This window comes from Pseudoxanthomonas winnipegensis, from assembly GCF_030322905.1.
Classification (GTDB): Bacteria; Pseudomonadota; Gammaproteobacteria; order Xanthomonadales; family Xanthomonadaceae; genus Pseudoxanthomonas_A; species Pseudoxanthomonas_A winnipegensis.
Genome location: NZ_CP095475.1, coordinates 969,491 through 984,961 on the forward strand (window position 1 = coordinate 969,491; position 15,471 = coordinate 984,961).

Sequence of the window (15,471 nt, forward strand, 5' to 3'; positions counted from 1 at the left end):
CTCGAGTCGAGCATCGCGCCTGTGGCGTCCCTTGTCGCCGCGTGTCCCTTGCCTGCCTGTCGATGGCGGGCGCCATGCCGCAGTGCAGCGTGAGTTGCCGCAGCGCAAGATGAACCATTGCCGCCAGTGCGCCGCCGTATGGCGGCCACCGCATCCTTGTTCTTCTTCTGATCCGTTGGAGGATCGCATGTCCGCACCCCGTTCCCTGTCCACCCTGTCCGCAGCGGTGGTCGTCGCCCTGGCCGCGTTCGCCGTGCCGGCGCAGGCCGAGCAGCCGGCCTATTCGCAGACCGTGTTCTTCGGCGACAGCCTGACCGACTCGGGTCATTTCCGCCCGGCCCTGATCCAGGTCGCCGGCCCGTCGGCGGCCATCGTCGGCCGCTTCACCACCAACCCGGGTCTGGTGTGGGGCGAGTACGTGGCCGACTTCTACGGTACCAACGCGACCAGCGACAACCAGGGCGGCACCAACTACGCGGTGGGCGGCGCACGCGTGAACGCGACGGTCAACACCGCGCTGGGCCCGTCCCCATCGATCGTGTCGCAGGTGAACAGCTACCTGACCAAGACCGGCGGCGTCGCCGACGCCAAGGCGCTGTACACCGTGTGGGGCGGCGCCAACGACCTGTTCGCCGCGGCCCAGGCGCCGGCGCAGGCCCAGACCATCATCGGCTCGGCGGTGACCGCGCAGGTGGGCGTGATCGGCCGGCTGCAGGCGGCCGGCGCGCAGTACGTCCTGGTGCCGACCATCCCGGACCTGGGCAAGACCCCGCAGTTCCTCGCGGGCGGCGCGGCGACCTCGGCCGCCGGCACGCAGCTGGCCACGGGCTACAACACCGCGCTGTTCAACGGCCTGGCCGCCTCGGGCCTGCGCGTGATCCCGCTGGACACCTTCACCCTGATCGACGAGGTCACCAGCAACCCGGCCGCGTATGGCTTCACCAATGCCACCGGCACGGCCTGCGGCGCGATGTCCTCGGTGACCTGCAGCCCGCTCAACTACGTCACCCCGACCGCCAACACCGACTACGTGTTCGCCGACGGCGTGCATCCGAGTACCGCCGCGCACCAGCTGCTGGGCCAGTACGCACTGTCGGTGCTGGAAGGCCCGCGCCAGATCGCCGTGCTGCCGCACTCGGCCTCGGTGGTGGGCTATTCGCGCGCCGAGCGCGTGTCCATGCACGCCGACACCACCGGCCAGGCGCAGGGCTGGAGCTGGTGGGGCGACCTGCGTGCCGACCGCCAGCGCCAGCAGGACGGCGACCTGTACGACGGCACCACGCCGGCCGGGCTGTTCGGCGTCGATTGGGCGCAGAACGGCTGGACCCTGGGCGCCTTCGCCGGCTACGGCAAGGGCCAGCAGGACTTCGGCCACTCCAGCGGCAAGTTCGACCAGGAAGACACCACCGCCGGAGTGTTCGCGCAGTGGGCCGGGCGCGGCGCCTGGGTCAACGCCCAGCTGAGCTACACCTGGCTGAGCTTCGATGTGACCCGCCAGATCCAGCTGGGCACGGCCACGCGCAAGCAGGAAGGCTCGCCGGACGGCAGCAACTTCACCGCGGCGATCAACGCCGGCTTCGACTTCAATCAGGGCGGCCCCTGGCATACCGGCCCGGTGCTGGGCCTGGTCTCGCAGACGATCAAGGTCGACGGCTACGACGAGAACAACCTGTCCTCCACGGCGCTGTCCTTCCCCAACCAGAAGTTCGACTCGCTGATCGGCAGCGCCGGCTGGCGCGCCAGCTTCGACATCTCGCCGACCTGGACGCCGTACGTGCAAGCCACCTACAACCGCGAGTTCGAGGACAGCCCGGCCCAGGCCTGGGCCTCGCTGCAGTCCATCCCCGGCGCGATGCGCTACGCGGTGCCGGGCGTGGACTTCGACCAGGACTACGGCGTGGTCGTGGTCGGCGCCCGCGGCCACGTCGCCGGCCTGAACGCCGACTTCGGCGCGCGCAGCACCATCGGCCAGAGCAGCGCCAACGACTCGGGCGTGTTCGTCAGCCTGGGCGGCAGCTTCTGATCCATCCGGTCCGGCCTGCCGGACCGCACCGCCCGGCCCCGCGCCGGGCGGTGCATCGCTCGACGGCGTTGCGCCGGCCGCCGGCCAGCGCATAGACTGCCCACCCGACGCGGGTGTAGCTCAATGGTAGAGCTGTAGCTTCCCAAGCTACTGACGAGGGTTCGATTCCCTTCACCCGCTCCACTGCATCATTCTGCGGACTTCCACAGAAGTCCAAGAGAGTCTGCAAGTCGTTGCCACACAAGGACTTTTCCTCTCTTTGACGTTCTGCCGCGGTCCACTGCGATCCATCTACAGCCGGGACTTTTAAGTCCACAAACAAGTCCATTTTTGCGGGCGCGGCTGATTCCGGATTGTTGATGGAGGGGCGAGGTCGACGTGACCAGCATCTGGTTCCTGACTCATGTTCAGGAGCAAGAGCATGGCACTCTCAGACCTGGCCGTTCGACAGGCCAAGGCAACTGGCAAGGCATACACCCTCCCTGACTTGGATGGCCTCTCCCTGGCCGTCACGGCTGCAGGGGGCAGGACTTGGCACTTCCGCTACTACTGGGCGGGCAAGCAGAAGCGGATGTCGCTCGGCACCTACCCGGAGGTGACGCTTCGCGAGGCCCGCAGCCTGCGCGACGAAGCGCGCGCCCTGCTGGCCAAAGGCACCAATCCTCGCGTTCACCGCAAGCAGAAGCGCACCGCTGTCCGGCTCGCCGACGAAAACACCTTCGAGGCGGTGTATCGCAAGTGGCTCAAGCATCGCGGGCTCAGCCTCAAGGAAGGCCGGCAGACGACCCTCTCGATACTTCCGCGCATCTTCGACAAAGATGTGCTGCCCGCCCTGGGCAAGCGGTCGATCTATGAGATCAAGCGTCCCGACCTCTTGGAGGTGATCGCCAAGATCGAGAAGCGCAGGGCGCTCTCCGTCGCCGAGAAAGTCAGGACGTGGTTCAACCAACTGTTCCGCTACGCGCTGGTGATCGTGCCGGGCCTGGAGCAGAACCCCGCCTCCGATCTCGATGTGGTGGCGCTGCCGCTGCCACCCGTCAACCACAACCCGTTCCTGCGCATGGCCGAGCTGCCGAAGCTGTTGCAGCGGCTGCGCAGCTATCGCGGCAGGCGGCAGACCCAGCTCGGGCTGCGGCTATTGCTGCTGACCGGCGTGCGAACCGGCGAGCTGCGACAGGCGATGCCGGATCAATTCGATCTGGACCGTGGGTTGTGGATCATCCCGCCCGACGTCGTGAAGCAACTCCAGTTGGATATGCGCAAGAAGCGGCAGCAGGCGAAGGACATCCCGCCCTACATCGTGCCGCTGTCGATTCAGGCCATGGAGATCGTCCGGCACCTGCTCGATGAGTTCAAGCCGGCCCAGCGCCACCTGTTCCGGCACGACAGCGACTTGAAGAAGCGCATCAGCGAGAACACCCTCAATGGTGCCCTCAAGCGCATGGGCTATCAGGAACGCCTGACCGGACACGGCATCCGCGGCACGATGTCCACTGCGCTCAACGAGATCGGCTACCCGAAAGTCTGGGTGGATGCACAGCTCTCGCACGTCGATCCCAACAAGGTCAGCGCGACCTACAACCATGCCGAGTACGTGGAGCAGCGTCGCCGCATGATGCAGGACTGGGCCGATCGGCTCGACCTCTTCGAGCAGAACCAGGTCGAGGCGGCCAGCATGCCCCTCACCGTGCATCTGGAAGGCGTGCCCGCATTCCCGAGTGAGCAAACCGCAAACGCCCCCTCTACGCCGGTTGCTGCTTCGCCAATCCTGCTCGTGACAAAGCCGGGTGACGCCATGCCGTTGGTTTCTGCCGCCGCACATCGGCTGCCGGCGGTTCCGCCCCCTCGATCGGCCGCGCCGCTGGTGCCTTCGGACATTCAGCGCGAGCGGATGGAGCTGTTCGATGTCTTCGAAGCGCCGCACAACCTTCCCGTCGCTGCGTTTGCCAAGATGGCAGGCAAATCCCGCAGGTGGATCAGCTACGAGATCAAGGCGGGCAACTTGCTGGCTTTGAACGTAGGCAACCGCGGCCAGCGCGTGCCGGACTGGCACCTCGACCCGCTCAAGCACGAGCTGATCCAGTCCGTCCTGAAGCTGACCAGGGATGCGGACCCTTGGCAGATCTACCATGCACTGCTGCAACCGCGCTCGATGCTGCGGGGGCGTTCGGCACTGGAGGGCGTGACTGCCAGCAATCTCGACAAGCTCGCCATGGCAGTGAGCACGGCCGTGAAGGAAAGCGAATGGACCCCGCCGCGAGTCGGGGTCGCCTAGCAGGGGAAGCCACAGAATTTGGGAAAAATCGTACGCTAAACGCCAGCGCTGGCCTCGTCTCGGGTGCTGACGGTATGGCAAGAACAATTCACGAGCCCTTGAAGAATGCCGCACGCCTCGACGGGTCGTGCGCCGGCGCACTTTTCACGCAAGGCCGTCAAATGCAGCCTTAGCTGCAACAACGCCTCGACCCGCGCCTCCACCTGCCGGATATGGTCATCCAGCAGGGCATTCACTTTTCCGCAATCCTGGGTGGGGCTGTCCCACAGGTTCAGTAAGGTCCGAATCTCGCCCAGCGACATGTCCAGCGAACGGCAGTGGCGAATGAACTGCATGCGCTTGACTTGCTCCTCGCCGTACAGCCGATAGTTCCCGCTGCTTCGCGCCGGCTCAGGCAATAGCCCTTCCTTTTCGTAGTAACGAATGGTCACGACCTCGCATCCCGTGCGCTGCGCCAGTTCGCCGATCCTGATTTCCATGCTGGTCCTCCAATGCTTGACCCTATAGCCACTATAGGGATTTTAATGCATTTGAACGAATGACGACGCCGAGGAATTGCTATGAGTTGCGGATCAAGCGGGTACGGTTGTGCTGATGCTCCCGTTCTCAAATCAGAAACACAGACCAGCGCCACTACCGGGGTGGCGGTTGCCGTCTATCACATCGAGAACATGGACTGCCCCACGGAAGAAGCGCTGATCCGGGGCAAGCTGGGCGGCGTGCCCGGCGTGGTGGAGCTCGATTTCAACCTGATGCGGCGCACCTTGACCGTGCGGCACACCCTGGCGTCGTTGGCCCCCGTGGAACAAGCCTTGGCGGCTGTCGATATGCAGGCGGTGCGACAGGACGACCGCTCGGCGGTGCAGACCACCCGCCTTGCCATCGCCAAGATGGATTGTCCGTCCGAGGAGGCGCTGATCCGCAGCAATCTCGCCACGCTGGCCGGTGTGATCGATCTCGACTTCAACCTGATGCAACGCACGCTCACCGTGCGCCATGCCCCAGCCGTGCTGCCTGACGTGCTGGGTGCTCTGCAATCGCTCGGCTTCGAGGCCCAAGTGCTCGAAGAAGCCAACCGCACGCCTGCGTCATCAGCACCGGGGCAGACCACGACCCATTGGTGGCCGCTCGGCATCTCGCTAGTCGCCGCTGTTGCGGCGGAGGCCGTGTACTGGCTCCAAGGCGGCAATCATTGGTCGGTGATGGTTCTGGCTCTGGTCGCCATCCTCACCGGTGGCCTGTCCACCTACAAGAAAGGATGGATTGCCCTCAAGAACCGCAACCTCAACATGAACGCCCTGATGTCGATTGCCGTCACCGGGGCCATGTTGATCGGGCACTGGCCGGAGGCGGCGATGGTGATGGTGTTGTTCGCTTTGGCCGAGGTCATCGAGGCCAAGTCGCTGGACCGCGCCCGCAACGCCATCGCGGGGCTGCTCGATCTGGCCCCGGAGCGAGCCACGGTGCAACAGCCTGATGGCTCATGGCGCGAGGTGGATGCCAAGCAGGTTGCGATCGGCAGCCGGGTGCGAGTGCGGCCTGGCGAACGCATCGCCCTCGATGGGGAGGTCGTAGAAGGCCGCTCGACCGTGAACCAAGCGCCGATCACCGGGGAGAGTCTGCCCGTCGACAAGGGCCTAGGCGATCCCGTCTTTGCGGGTTCCCTCAACGAGTCAGGCTCGTTCGAGTACCGTGTCACGGCGCTGGCGAACAACTCCACGCTGGCCCGCATCATTCATGCGGTGGAGGCCGCACAAGGCAGCCGCGCGCCGACCCAGCGCTTCGTGGATCAGTTCGCGCGCTGGTACACGCCCGCCGTATTCGCCTTGGCCGTGGTCGTCGCACTGGTGCCGCCGCTCTTTGTGGGAGCGGCATGGCTGGATTGGATCTATCGGGCGCTGGTTTTGCTGGTGATCGCCTGCCCGTGCGCGCTGGTGATTTCGACACCCGTCAGCATCGTCAGCGGGTTGGCCGCAGCGGCACGCCACGGCATTCTCATCAAGGGCGGCGTGTATTTGGAAGAGGGCCGCAAGCTGCGCTGGCTGGCCTTGGACAAGACCGGCACCATCACCCACGGCAAGCCCGCGCAGACCGACTTCGTTGCCTTGGGTAACGCTTCGCCCCAGCACGCCCGTAGTCTCGCGGCCAGCCTGGCCAGCCGCTCCGACCATCCGGTGTCCAAGGCAATCGCGCAAGCCGCCCTTGCCGACGGCGTGGCGCTGCGCGAAGTCGCGGAATTCGCCGCATTGCCCGGCCGAGGCGTGCGCGGCGTGATCGACGGAGTGGCCTATCACCTCGGCAACCATCGGATGCTCGACGAGCTGGGACATTGCTCCCCCGCAATGGAACAACGCATCACCGCACTGGAAGCCGAGGGTAAGACGGCGGTGATGCTGGTGGAGCCCGAGGGCGTGCAGGCGCTCATGGCAGTGGCCGACACCATCAAGGACAGCAGCCGGAGCGCCGTGGCCGAACTGCACGCGCTGGGCATCCAGACCATGATGCTGACCGGCGACAACCCACACACCGCCAAGGCGATTGCCACACAGGCCGGGATCGACCGCGCACAAGGCAACCTGCTCCCCGATGACAAACTGCGCGAGATCGAAGCGCTTGCCCAGTCCGGCGGGGTCGGCATGGTCGGTGATGGAATCAACGACGCTCCGGCGTTGGCTCGTGCCGACATTGGCTTCGCGATGGGCGCGGCGGGCACCGACACGGCCATCGAGACGGCCGACGTGGCGCTGATGGACGATGACCTGCGCAAGATTCCGACCTTCGTGCGGCTGTCCCGCACCACGGCACAGGTGCTCACACAGAACATCGCGCTTGCGCTGGGCATCAAGGCCGTGTTCCTGGTGCTCACCTTCACCGGCCACGCGACCATGTGGATGGCGGTGTTCGCCGACATGGGAGCTAGCCTGCTGGTGGTGGGCAATGGCTTGAGGCTGCTGCGCCGATGAGTTGGAAATTCGTGCTGTATGACTGGGCCGGTCTGAATCTCGCGCTATTTCAAGCGATCAATGCTGGGACGCCCGCAGTGCTGTGGCCGCTGGCGTCGCTCTTCAGCCTAATCGGCAGCTACTGGACCGCGCCCCTAACCGTACTGGGCCTATGGGCATGGTCAAAGGCATCTTCCGATCCGGCCCGCGTTCGGCTAGTGCGGAGCCGTTTGTTGCACTTCGGCGTCGCGTTCTTGCTGGCCTTGGCGGCGGCGTCGGCCTTGAAGTGGTGGCTCGACTTTCCGCGCCCGCATGCGGTGCTGGGCGCAGCGGTGCATGTCATCGGCGCTGTGGAGCTGCATTACAGCCTGCCCAGCGGGCACGCGACCTACGCGGCGCTGGTGGCCGCTGCGTTGTGGCCGCTGCTGGCCTGGCGCGGTCGCGGTTGCCTGTTGATGTATGCCGCCCTGGTTGGCTGGTCACGCATGGCGGCAGGTATGCACTTCCCGGGCGACGTGCTGGCAGGCTGGGGGCTGGGCTTGGGCTGCACCGTGCTCTCGCGGTGGCTGATCTCGTTCGCCACTGCGGCGCGCGCAAAGGGGCTGCTCGCGCCGGCCTTGCCGTGGTACGGGGTGGCTGCGGCAGCGGTTGCTGCTGATCAGGCAGCCAAGCTCTCGATCGAACGGGCGTTCGTCTATGGCAAACAGGTCGAGATCACGCCGTTCTTCAACCTCGTGCATGTGCTCAATCCGGGCGCCGCGTTCAGCTTTTTGGCCGGAGCGAGTGGCTGGCAACGTTACTTCTTCATCACGTTAGGACTGCTCGTCGCGGTCTGGCTCATCCGACAACTGAAGCAGACGCTGCCGCGCTTCGAAGCCGTCGGCTACAGCCTCATTCTTGGCGGGGCACTTGGCAACGTGGTGGATCGCCTGCTGCGCGGTCAGGTTGTGGACTTCCTCGACTTCCACTGGCAGGGCATGCACTGGCCCGCGTTCAACCTCGCCGATGTTGCGATCTCCATCGGAGTCGGCTGTTTGATCGCTAGGTTCCTTGAAATTCGAGACAAGGGTAACAAGGGTAGATTGTTGTCAGGATGAGCTGCGACGCAGGCGCTGCGCGACTCCGGCAACGGGATCGACGACGGGTTGCTGCAATACCTGTCGCCGCTGGGCTGGGAGCACATCAATTTGATCGGCGACTACGTATGGCGGCAGAGCCGGAGGGCCGAAGACGTGCAGTTCCGGCCGTTACGCATCAATGGGAAGGCCAGCGCATCAGTCAGGACACCAAGCGCGCGCGGCGGGCGAATCTTGCCTGGGTGTCCGACAAGGTAGCGTTGCGGCGGAGCAGGTAAGCCATCACGATCATTGGTGCGCCGGCCAGCGGCCGTACGGCGATGCCTCGGCGTAGGTAGCTCGCCAGTCTCGCGGCAGGCGCAATGGCGATCCCGTACCCGGCAGCAACCAGCGTCATCGCCACATCGAATGTCTCCACCGTTTGCTCCCGCTCCTGCAGCGCGTTTTCGAACACGCGCTGCACGGTCACGCGCCATGGTTCATCGGCCGTGGACTGCGAGCAGATCAAGGGCTGCTTGAGCACTTCCTCGCACGGCACTTCACGGTAGGCCAGCAGGTGGGAGCGCTTGGCCACGGCGACCGCCAGCGTGTCATGCCACAGCGGCTCGCATATCCAGCCAGGCCACTGCCGGGCAGCCGCAGACAAGGCGAAGTCGAAGCCGTCGCCCGGCAGCTCCGCGCCTCGACCGGGATCTGTCCATCCGGCCAGGACGGCATGAGTCTCCGGCTCTTCGGCGCGCTGCAGGGCGAGCACGTCGGCGAGCTGGGGAGGCACCCATTCGCCGAGGACGGCCATGCGAATTTCGGCGGTGATGTCACTCGATTCCACGTCCAGCTCCCCCCAGGCGGTGAAGTCGTGGCAACTGATCTCGAAGTCGTTGAATGAGTTAAGTTTAACGTGGTTTAAATCGTGACCGTGTTCGACGCTCTTGGCAATGCCAAAGCGTTCGATCCAAAGGGGCCGCCCCACCGGCACCACTACCTACGAAGCGGAACCAGCCATCGCGTTTGGGGCTGCCGTGCGGGAAGAAAGAACCAACCAGGGCATCGCTCAGGAAACGCTGGCCCACATGGCCGGCATCGAACGGTCGCACATGGGCAAGATCGAGCGCGGCGAGCATGTCCCCACGCTCCCTCTCATCCTCAAGATTGCCCGTGCGCTGAAATGCAGTTCCGCCCACTTGATGACTCTGACCGAAGCCAAGCTGGCGGAGTCGGCCCCATCCGCAGATTGAAGCCGGCCCGCACAGCGGTCGCATGCCTACGCCTGATCGTCGTCCTTGGCCCCAAGGGCTGAATCTTCGCGCTTTGCGGCCTCGTTGAGGAGCCGCAGGTATGGGTTGTCTGGCGGCGTCTCCTGGAACAGCGCATCCGGGCTGACGAGCAGGTAGCCGTGCAGCCGGCGCGACTTGCGCGGCCCCGTGACTTCGCAGGTCCAGATGTTCAGCCCGCTCGGCTGCTTGCGGTGCTGTCCCAACTTCTCGAAGCGCTTCTGCACCCACTGCCACCCCTCCAGCTTCTCCTGCTTGGCCAGCGCGGCGACTTGAAGGTACTCCTGCGCGTAGCGCTGGAACACGCCGGGGCTGACGAGATAGGTCGTACCGGCGACGGTATGCACCAGGGCCTTGGCGTCGTTGATGATGAGCTTGCGCGTCTGGACGCTCTGACGCAGCCAGGCCATGAAGTGCGCCCCAGAGGGCTCCGCGCGATCCTGGGAAGGCGCGAGGCTCATCTGCGGCGGGGGCATGGTCGAAGGGGCCGGCTTGGGCTCGGCAACAGGGGAACTCGGGGTCTCCGGCGCGGTGGGTGGAGCGGTGTCGCCCAGCAGGTCGAGCAGCGCTGCGACGCCGGTGTCCATGGCTGCGGATGCGATCGGCGCCGCGCTCGCGGGTGCAGCTTCGGTGCCTTCCACGCGCGGCCCATCAGCCACCGCCGGCGCCTGCGGCGTCGGCTCCGCTTGTTCCTCTTCGACCTGCACACGGCCTGCGAACGGCGCCGGCCGGTCGGCGGCATCCCAGATCATCGCCGGCGAGAGCTTCAGGAAGGTGAAGGCGTGCGACCAGCCGGCGTCGCTGGTGACGGTAGCCTTCCAGATCGCCTTGCCATCCGGCGTCGGTTGCACGATGCCGTGATCCTGCAGCACGTTGAACACCGCCGTATTGCTGGCCGGGATGCCGTCGATGCCCTGTGACAGCAGATGTGCGCGCAGCTTGTCGGAGACAGTCTTGCTCACCAGCCACAAGGCGTCTTGGGTCAGCCAACCGTCCGCCGGGCCGGCCTGGTTCAACTTGAACGCTTCCTTGAGCAGGTAGCGCAAGCCGTCGAGCAATTTGCGTTGCAGCGCATGCTTGGGCGCCGCCAGCGCCTTGCTGGGATCGCCGCCGAGTTCCTGGGCGACCGATGCCTGGTCGGCCTGCACGACCAGCTCGCCGAGCGTGCCGGAGTGCTCGTACTGGCCGGCCAGCACGTACAGCAGCGCGGCCCAGAGGTCGGGATAGCCGCTGAGCCAGTCGAAGATGTCCCGATCGAGAAGGCGCGCGTAGAGCAGCCCGGTGGCGGCGCTGTGCAGGCGGTACTCACGCTCCTTTCGGTAACGGAAGCGGTAGGGCTTTCGCAGTGGGCCGTGCCAGGGATGCCAGACGCTGCCGTCGGCATGCTCGACGTGCAGATCGACCGCAATCTTGCCGATGTCGTGCAGCAGGGCCGCGTAGGCCGTGCCTGCGGTCCAGGCCTCGGCCTGGGCCGCCTGTGCCTCCGGCGTGACGCCCGCAGGCAGCAGGTATGACTGCCGCAGCTTCAGCGCATAGGCGACGATCTCCAGGCCGTGGTCCAGCATGCCGCCCGGATAGGCATGGTGGTGGTTCTCGGAGGCCGGGAACTGCTGGACCAGCTCGGCGTAGCGCTCCAGTGGGGCGAGGTAGAGCGTGGCGAACTGCCGGCGCGAGAGCGATGTGCGCTGCCAGATGTGTTCCAGCAGTTTCTGCCGGCGCGGCGTGGCCAGCAGCGATGCGGCCGACTCCGGCCGCATCGACCCTTTCGGAGTTTCGATGGCGGAGGTGGGCGGCGTGCCGGCGGTGGGTGGCACCCTTTTGCGCTGGAACAGCGAGAGCATGGCGAACCCCGGATGACGGGCTGCTCGGGGGCGCCTTTTGGCCTTTTCAGGATAGGGCCTTTCCCCTTGGCGCCCTTCCTTTGCCCCTTCCCAGCCCTTTGGCCTTTGTCGGAAGCTTTTGGGTATAGGGCCGCTGCTGCGCGGGTGCCACGATGAATGCGGCATGGGGCAATCCCGGCAAGCCGGAAGCTGCGGGATGTTCGTCAGCTCTGGCCCAAGCCGGTGTCGAGGGCGGCGGATTGCGCTGCGAAGTCGTCGGGACGGCGCTTGCGGAAGGTTTCGAGATTGGCGAGCTTCCAGCGCAGTGCCGGCAGTTGCGCCGCGTGCTGGCATTGCACCAGCGACCAGTCCGGTTCTGCGCGCGCCAGCCCGCTCAGAAACTGCTTGTGCGCGGTGCTCAGTCGCTGTGGCAGCTCGCGCCGCACCCTGGCGCGAGCGTCGAGCAGTGTCTCCAGGGAGCAGCCCACTTCGGTCATGCCGACAAAGGCCCGCTCGTACTCGCCGGCGATGTCCTTGTCGTTGCCGAACAGCACTTCGTGGGGCGGCCGGTTGTGGCCCGCCAGATAGATCACGAAGCACTCGACCATGCCGTCGCTGATGTCGCCCGATTCGTAGAGCTGCCACACGTCGAACAGGTCGCGGGGGTGCTGCCGATCCAGCGCGGCCACCAGCTTGCTGGCGTACAGCTCGTCCGGTGCCAGAACCGGCAGCTCGAACTCGACGCCGAACAGATCGCTGGTCTTTGCGCTCAGCGGCCGCCGCTCGACGGGCAGCACGCTGCCTCGGAACACGACGTTGACCTCGATCTTCACCTGGCTGGCGTCGTTCTCGACGATCAGCTTGGTGTCTCCCAGGTCCTTGGCGCGAACCAGGCGTGTCTGCACGCCCAGTGGCGCAACGCGCGTGGCGATGGCGGCCAGCTCCTGGTTGATGGCTTGCAGCGCTTCGTCGCGCGGCGTCTGCCACGGGAGGTACACCACGTCGATGTCCACCGAAAGGCGCGGCATGTCCCGCACGAAGAGGTTGATGGCCGTGCCGCCCTTCATGGCGAAGATGTCGTTGGCGAACACGTCGGGCGCGACGGCCAGCAGCAGGCGAACGGTGTCCGCGTAGGTCTTATCCATGAGGTCTCAGGCTCAGCAAGGTGCCGTCATCGAGCCGGCTCATCCAGCGCGTGTTGCTGCCGGTGCGAACCGGGTACTGCTCCAGCAGGGCATCGACATCCACGAGGCTGGTCTCGCGCGCCCAGGTGAGGAACAGGCGCACGGCCTTCACGCTGGCGCAGCAAGACAGCAGTTGCCCGAGCAAGTCCTTGCGGGGGGAACGCAGTCCATCGAAGAGGTTGCGGGCCTCTTCGAGGCTCTGCTTGACGCCGGCTTCGTACAGCAGCTCCAGAACGGCACGCTCGGGGGCTGCCACCCGCAGATCCTCGGGCAGGCCAGGCGGCGTGGTCAGGGTCTTGCCGGCCAGCGCCGTGTCCGGCCAGTCGAACAGGCGGGCGTGGACATAGCGGGCCGGAAAGCGCGAAGTGAACCAGGCCGGCAACGCGAAGCGACCGTCGCCCCACAGCACCAGCGCCTCCCGGCTGCCCAGGTTGTGCCGCACCCCCTGCAGGGCCAGGGCGCTCTTGCCGCCGACGTGCAGGCCGGGCACGCGCTGTTGAAGGAACTTCAGCGCACCGTAGACCCCGAACTCATCGTTCGGGAAGGCATAGACGCCATGGGCCAGGCGCACGAGCCACCCGCCGTCGGCATAGTGGGCGGCGAGCTGGGGCGACACCCCGAACTGGCTCAGGGTGGCAAGGTCGAACGGCGCCCCGCGGGGGAGTCCCGCCTGCAGTCGCTTGATTACCTGGTGCCGAGAATTTCCATCCATGTTATAAAAATAACACAAAATCCAATCGACCCCTAGAGCCATTGCAAGAACGTGCATGGAAAGTAGCATTAGGTTTGATTTATCGTGCAGAATCTAATCGACCTGCGGCCCGAGCCAACCCGGCTCTGCCGGCCGCAACCCGCCCTCCTGATCGCGGTCTATGCTGGAGGGCAGGCCACGACCGGCCGCTCCGCGAGGTGAGGCACCACTGAAGCCGAGGCATATGAGCATGACCACCAACACGCACAACGGGCGCTGGAGCCACCGGCTGGGCCGGGGGGCTGGCCGTGCCTGGCGTGGATACCTGCGCCGCGAGCAGCGTGTAGCCGGCTGGCTGGTGACGCGCGGGGTGCCTGCGGGCGCGATCACGGCGGTGCTCTGGATCGTCAAGCTGGCCGTACTTGGCGTGCTGCTCTACACCGTATCCTGGCTCGTCCTGCTGCTTGCCTTTGCGGTGGTCGCCGCATGGCTCGCGCGGAACGCCGATGCGGATGATGAGAACCAGCCAGAGTGGCGTGAAGGACACTCCGGCCATGGTCTGTACGACAAGAACGAGTGGCGCCACGACATGGGCGACTCTGACGAGTCGTAGCTGCCCCATCGGTGCGAAAGGATGCGCCTTACTTCGCGCCGCCTTTCGACGCAGCCGTCATCGCAAGGCGAGAGCCACTACCTCCAGCCGCCTTTGCGTCGCCGGTAGCGACGGTAAGCGCTCCAAGAATATTGCCTGCCCGTACACCAGCCCAGGCCAGTGCCATCACCCAAAACGTCGGCAGCACGATGAACATCATCGCCATGACGAAGTTCAGCAACATGTCGCCAAAGGCGTTGTTCAAACCGATCAACGGATCGAAGTTCGTGTGCGGCCTGTCCGCGCCAAACCCCCAGCCGTAGAGCGCATCCAGGATCGTGCTGTCGATCCAGCGTGCGAGCTGGAACCAGAAGTCCACAAAGAACAGCGCGAACTGGACGCAGCTCACCGTCACCACCGTCTTCAGCTCGTAGGTGCCGAACAGCAGCACCAGCGGGATGCAGATGACGAGCGCCATCTTGAGCATCGTCAGCACCATCGGCAGCGCCTGGCGCACCACGTCCATCGCCGGAAAGAAGCCCAGCGAACCGACGGTCAGACCCAGGTCGCTCGCGCCGCGCGTGACGATGTTCGGCAGCGTCTTGTCGATCTGGCCGCCGTAGTCGGTGTAGACGGCGCCCTGGTTCATCTTCTGCTGCCTCGGCGAGACCACGGCGCGGATTACCGAGTCATTGACCTCGCTCTGCGACAGGAAGCCCACCCAGCGCCCGATGCGAGTCAGCAGGTCCGGGTCGACCTGTGCCAGCAGCCGGCTGCGCAGTCCCTGGCCGCCATCGGCCCACCACTGCCGGCAGGATGGATAGCCGCCGCCGCTGTCCATCTGTGCCAGACCCGCATCGCGGGTCGCGTCGTAGGGCCAGGCCGTGCGTGGGGTCTTGGCGCGATAGGTGTCATAGAAGCCGGGCGTGTCGAGTAAGTAGCTCGACCCGATCCAGGTGACATCGTTCATCTGCTCGTCGGAAAGCGTCGGCCGGTTCATGAACAGCTTGGCGCGCGACGGCCCGTAGCAGTCGTGCGTGAAGTCGGCGACCTCCTGTGCCAGCACCGGATCGTCGATGCGCGTGGCATCCACATCCATGCGAATCTGACGCAGGTCCGTGCCACAGGGAATCGCCGCCACGGCGGCGCCGGTGACCGCCTTCGAGATGGCGTGCATGAAGAACCACCACACCGGCACCAGCGCGCTCTGGTTGTTGAGCGCCGTGTAGACGTTGGACCAGCCCGTGTCGTTGGGCAGCGGGACGCTGACCTGGCATTGCGCAGAGCGCGTGGTGTCGAACTTGATCGTGGCGAGATCCACCGGGATGAACGGGATGCCGGCGAACATGATGACCACGATCGCCACCCACACCCGGTTCTCGATGCGCATCGACGACAGCACGCCCTTGTTGCCCTCGTCCGCACCTTCGCTGCGGGCCTTGAGCCATTCCTGGATCACGATGGCCACGAACGGCAGCGCGAACACGCCGCTGGTTACGAGGATGTTCCAGATGCCGTTGCTGACCACCCAAGCCACCAGGGTCAGGTAATACTCCAGGTAGTCCGTGGTGTAGAGCGTCATGCCTGCCTCCCGGTC

The 15,471-nt window shown here is 65.6% G+C and carries 12 protein-coding genes, 1 tRNA gene and 1 pseudogene; 8 read left to right on the forward strand and 6 right to left on the reverse strand.

The genetic code is table 11. The features are described from left to right. The first annotated feature begins 226 nt into the window (after positions 1-226). The 3 genes from MWN52_RS04115 to MWN52_RS04125 all read left to right on the forward strand — a co-directional run bounded on the left by MWN52_RS04115 (position 227) and on the right by MWN52_RS04125 (position 4,298). Positions 227-2,023 (forward strand): autotransporter domain-containing protein, encoded by a 1,797-nt coding sequence (locus MWN52_RS04115; protein WP_286577677.1) that lies wholly within the window; start codon positions 227-229, stop codon positions 2,021-2,023. A 109-nt stretch (positions 2,024-2,132) separates the two neighbouring features. Further along, positions 2,133-2,206: transfer RNA gene (locus tag MWN52_RS04120), tRNA-Gly, on the forward strand. 238 nt (positions 2,207-2,444) lie between these two features. Continuing rightward, positions 2,445-4,298 carry a tyrosine-type recombinase/integrase gene (locus MWN52_RS04125; RefSeq protein WP_023085019.1) on the forward strand — a complete coding sequence of 618 codons (1,854 nt, stop codon included), beginning with the start codon at positions 2,445-2,447 and terminating at the stop codon, positions 4,296-4,298. 35 nt (positions 4,299-4,333) lie between these two features. On the opposite strand, the gene cadR is transcribed toward MWN52_RS04125, so the two are convergent. Continuing rightward, the gene (gene cadR / locus MWN52_RS04130) at positions 4,334-4,777 is read right to left on the reverse strand and encodes a Cd(II)/Pb(II)-responsive transcriptional regulator (protein ID WP_013721909.1); all 444 of its coding nucleotides are present in this window, start codon (positions 4,775-4,777) and stop codon (positions 4,334-4,336) included. Positions 4,778-4,939: 162 nt separating this feature from the next. Between cadR and MWN52_RS04135 the strand changes: the two genes are divergently transcribed. The 3 genes and pseudogenes from MWN52_RS04135 to MWN52_RS19595 all read left to right on the forward strand — a co-directional run. Next, on the forward strand, positions 4,940-7,261 hold the full coding sequence (locus tag MWN52_RS04135; RefSeq protein WP_224787484.1) for a heavy metal translocating P-type ATPase: 2,322 nt from the start codon (positions 4,940-4,942) through the stop codon (positions 7,259-7,261). Further along, positions 7,258-8,337 carry a signal peptidase II gene (gene lspA / locus MWN52_RS04140; protein ID WP_013721907.1) on the forward strand — a complete coding sequence of 360 codons (1,080 nt, stop codon included), beginning with the start codon at positions 7,258-7,260 and terminating at the stop codon, positions 8,335-8,337. Before MWN52_RS04135 ends, lspA begins: the two co-directional genes overlap by 4 nt. Before the next feature lie 3 nt (positions 8,338-8,340). Continuing rightward, positions 8,341-8,493, forward strand: a pseudogene (locus MWN52_RS19595) (Tn3 family transposase); the annotation flags it as partial. Positions 8,494-8,518: 25 nt separating this feature from the next. On the opposite strand, the gene MWN52_RS04150 reads toward MWN52_RS19595, so the two are convergent. Further along, positions 8,519-9,145, reverse strand: coding sequence for a substrate-binding domain-containing protein (locus tag MWN52_RS04150; protein ID WP_025991876.1), 627 nt, complete (start codon positions 9,143-9,145; stop codon positions 8,519-8,521). A gap of 106 nt (positions 9,146-9,251) precedes the next feature. On the opposite strand from MWN52_RS04150, the gene MWN52_RS04155 reads away from it, so the two are divergent. Next, a complete protein-coding gene (locus tag MWN52_RS04155; protein ID WP_003282197.1) occupies positions 9,252-9,551 on the forward strand; it encodes a helix-turn-helix domain-containing protein in 300 nt (99 codons plus the stop codon). A gap of 26 nt (positions 9,552-9,577) precedes the next feature. Here the strand turns inward: MWN52_RS04155 and mobH are convergent, their stop codons facing one another. The 3 genes from mobH to MWN52_RS04170 form a co-directional block, all read right to left on the reverse strand. Next, positions 9,578-11,428, reverse strand: coding sequence for a MobH family relaxase (gene mobH / locus MWN52_RS04160; protein WP_054022056.1), 1,851 nt, complete (start codon positions 11,426-11,428; stop codon positions 9,578-9,580). Positions 11,429-11,631: 203 nt separating this feature from the next. Beyond that, positions 11,632-12,552 carry a nucleotidyl transferase AbiEii/AbiGii toxin family protein gene (locus MWN52_RS04165; protein ID WP_013721904.1) on the reverse strand — a complete coding sequence of 307 codons (921 nt, stop codon included), beginning with the start codon at positions 12,550-12,552 and terminating at the stop codon, positions 11,632-11,634. Continuing rightward, positions 12,545-13,360, reverse strand: a complete 816-nt coding sequence (locus tag MWN52_RS04170) for a type IV toxin-antitoxin system AbiEi family antitoxin domain-containing protein (protein ID WP_425608079.1) — start codon at positions 13,358-13,360, stop codon at positions 12,545-12,547. Before MWN52_RS04170 ends, MWN52_RS04165 begins: the two co-directional genes overlap by 8 nt. A 172-nt stretch (positions 13,361-13,532) precedes the next feature. Here MWN52_RS04170 and MWN52_RS04175 point away from each other — a divergent pair, with 172 nt between their 5' ends. Then, complete coding sequence (locus MWN52_RS04175; protein ID WP_010792111.1) at positions 13,533-13,895, forward strand: DUF3742 family protein; 363 nt, start codon at positions 13,533-13,535, stop codon at positions 13,893-13,895. Between the two features lie 28 nt (positions 13,896-13,923). Here MWN52_RS04175 and MWN52_RS04180 read toward each other — a convergent pair whose 3' ends face one another. After that, positions 13,924-15,456: a conjugal transfer protein TraG N-terminal domain-containing protein gene (locus MWN52_RS04180; protein ID WP_286576746.1), complete on the reverse strand. Its 1,533-nt coding sequence runs from the start codon at positions 15,454-15,456 to the stop codon at positions 13,924-13,926. Positions 15,457-15,471 lie beyond the last annotated feature (15 nt).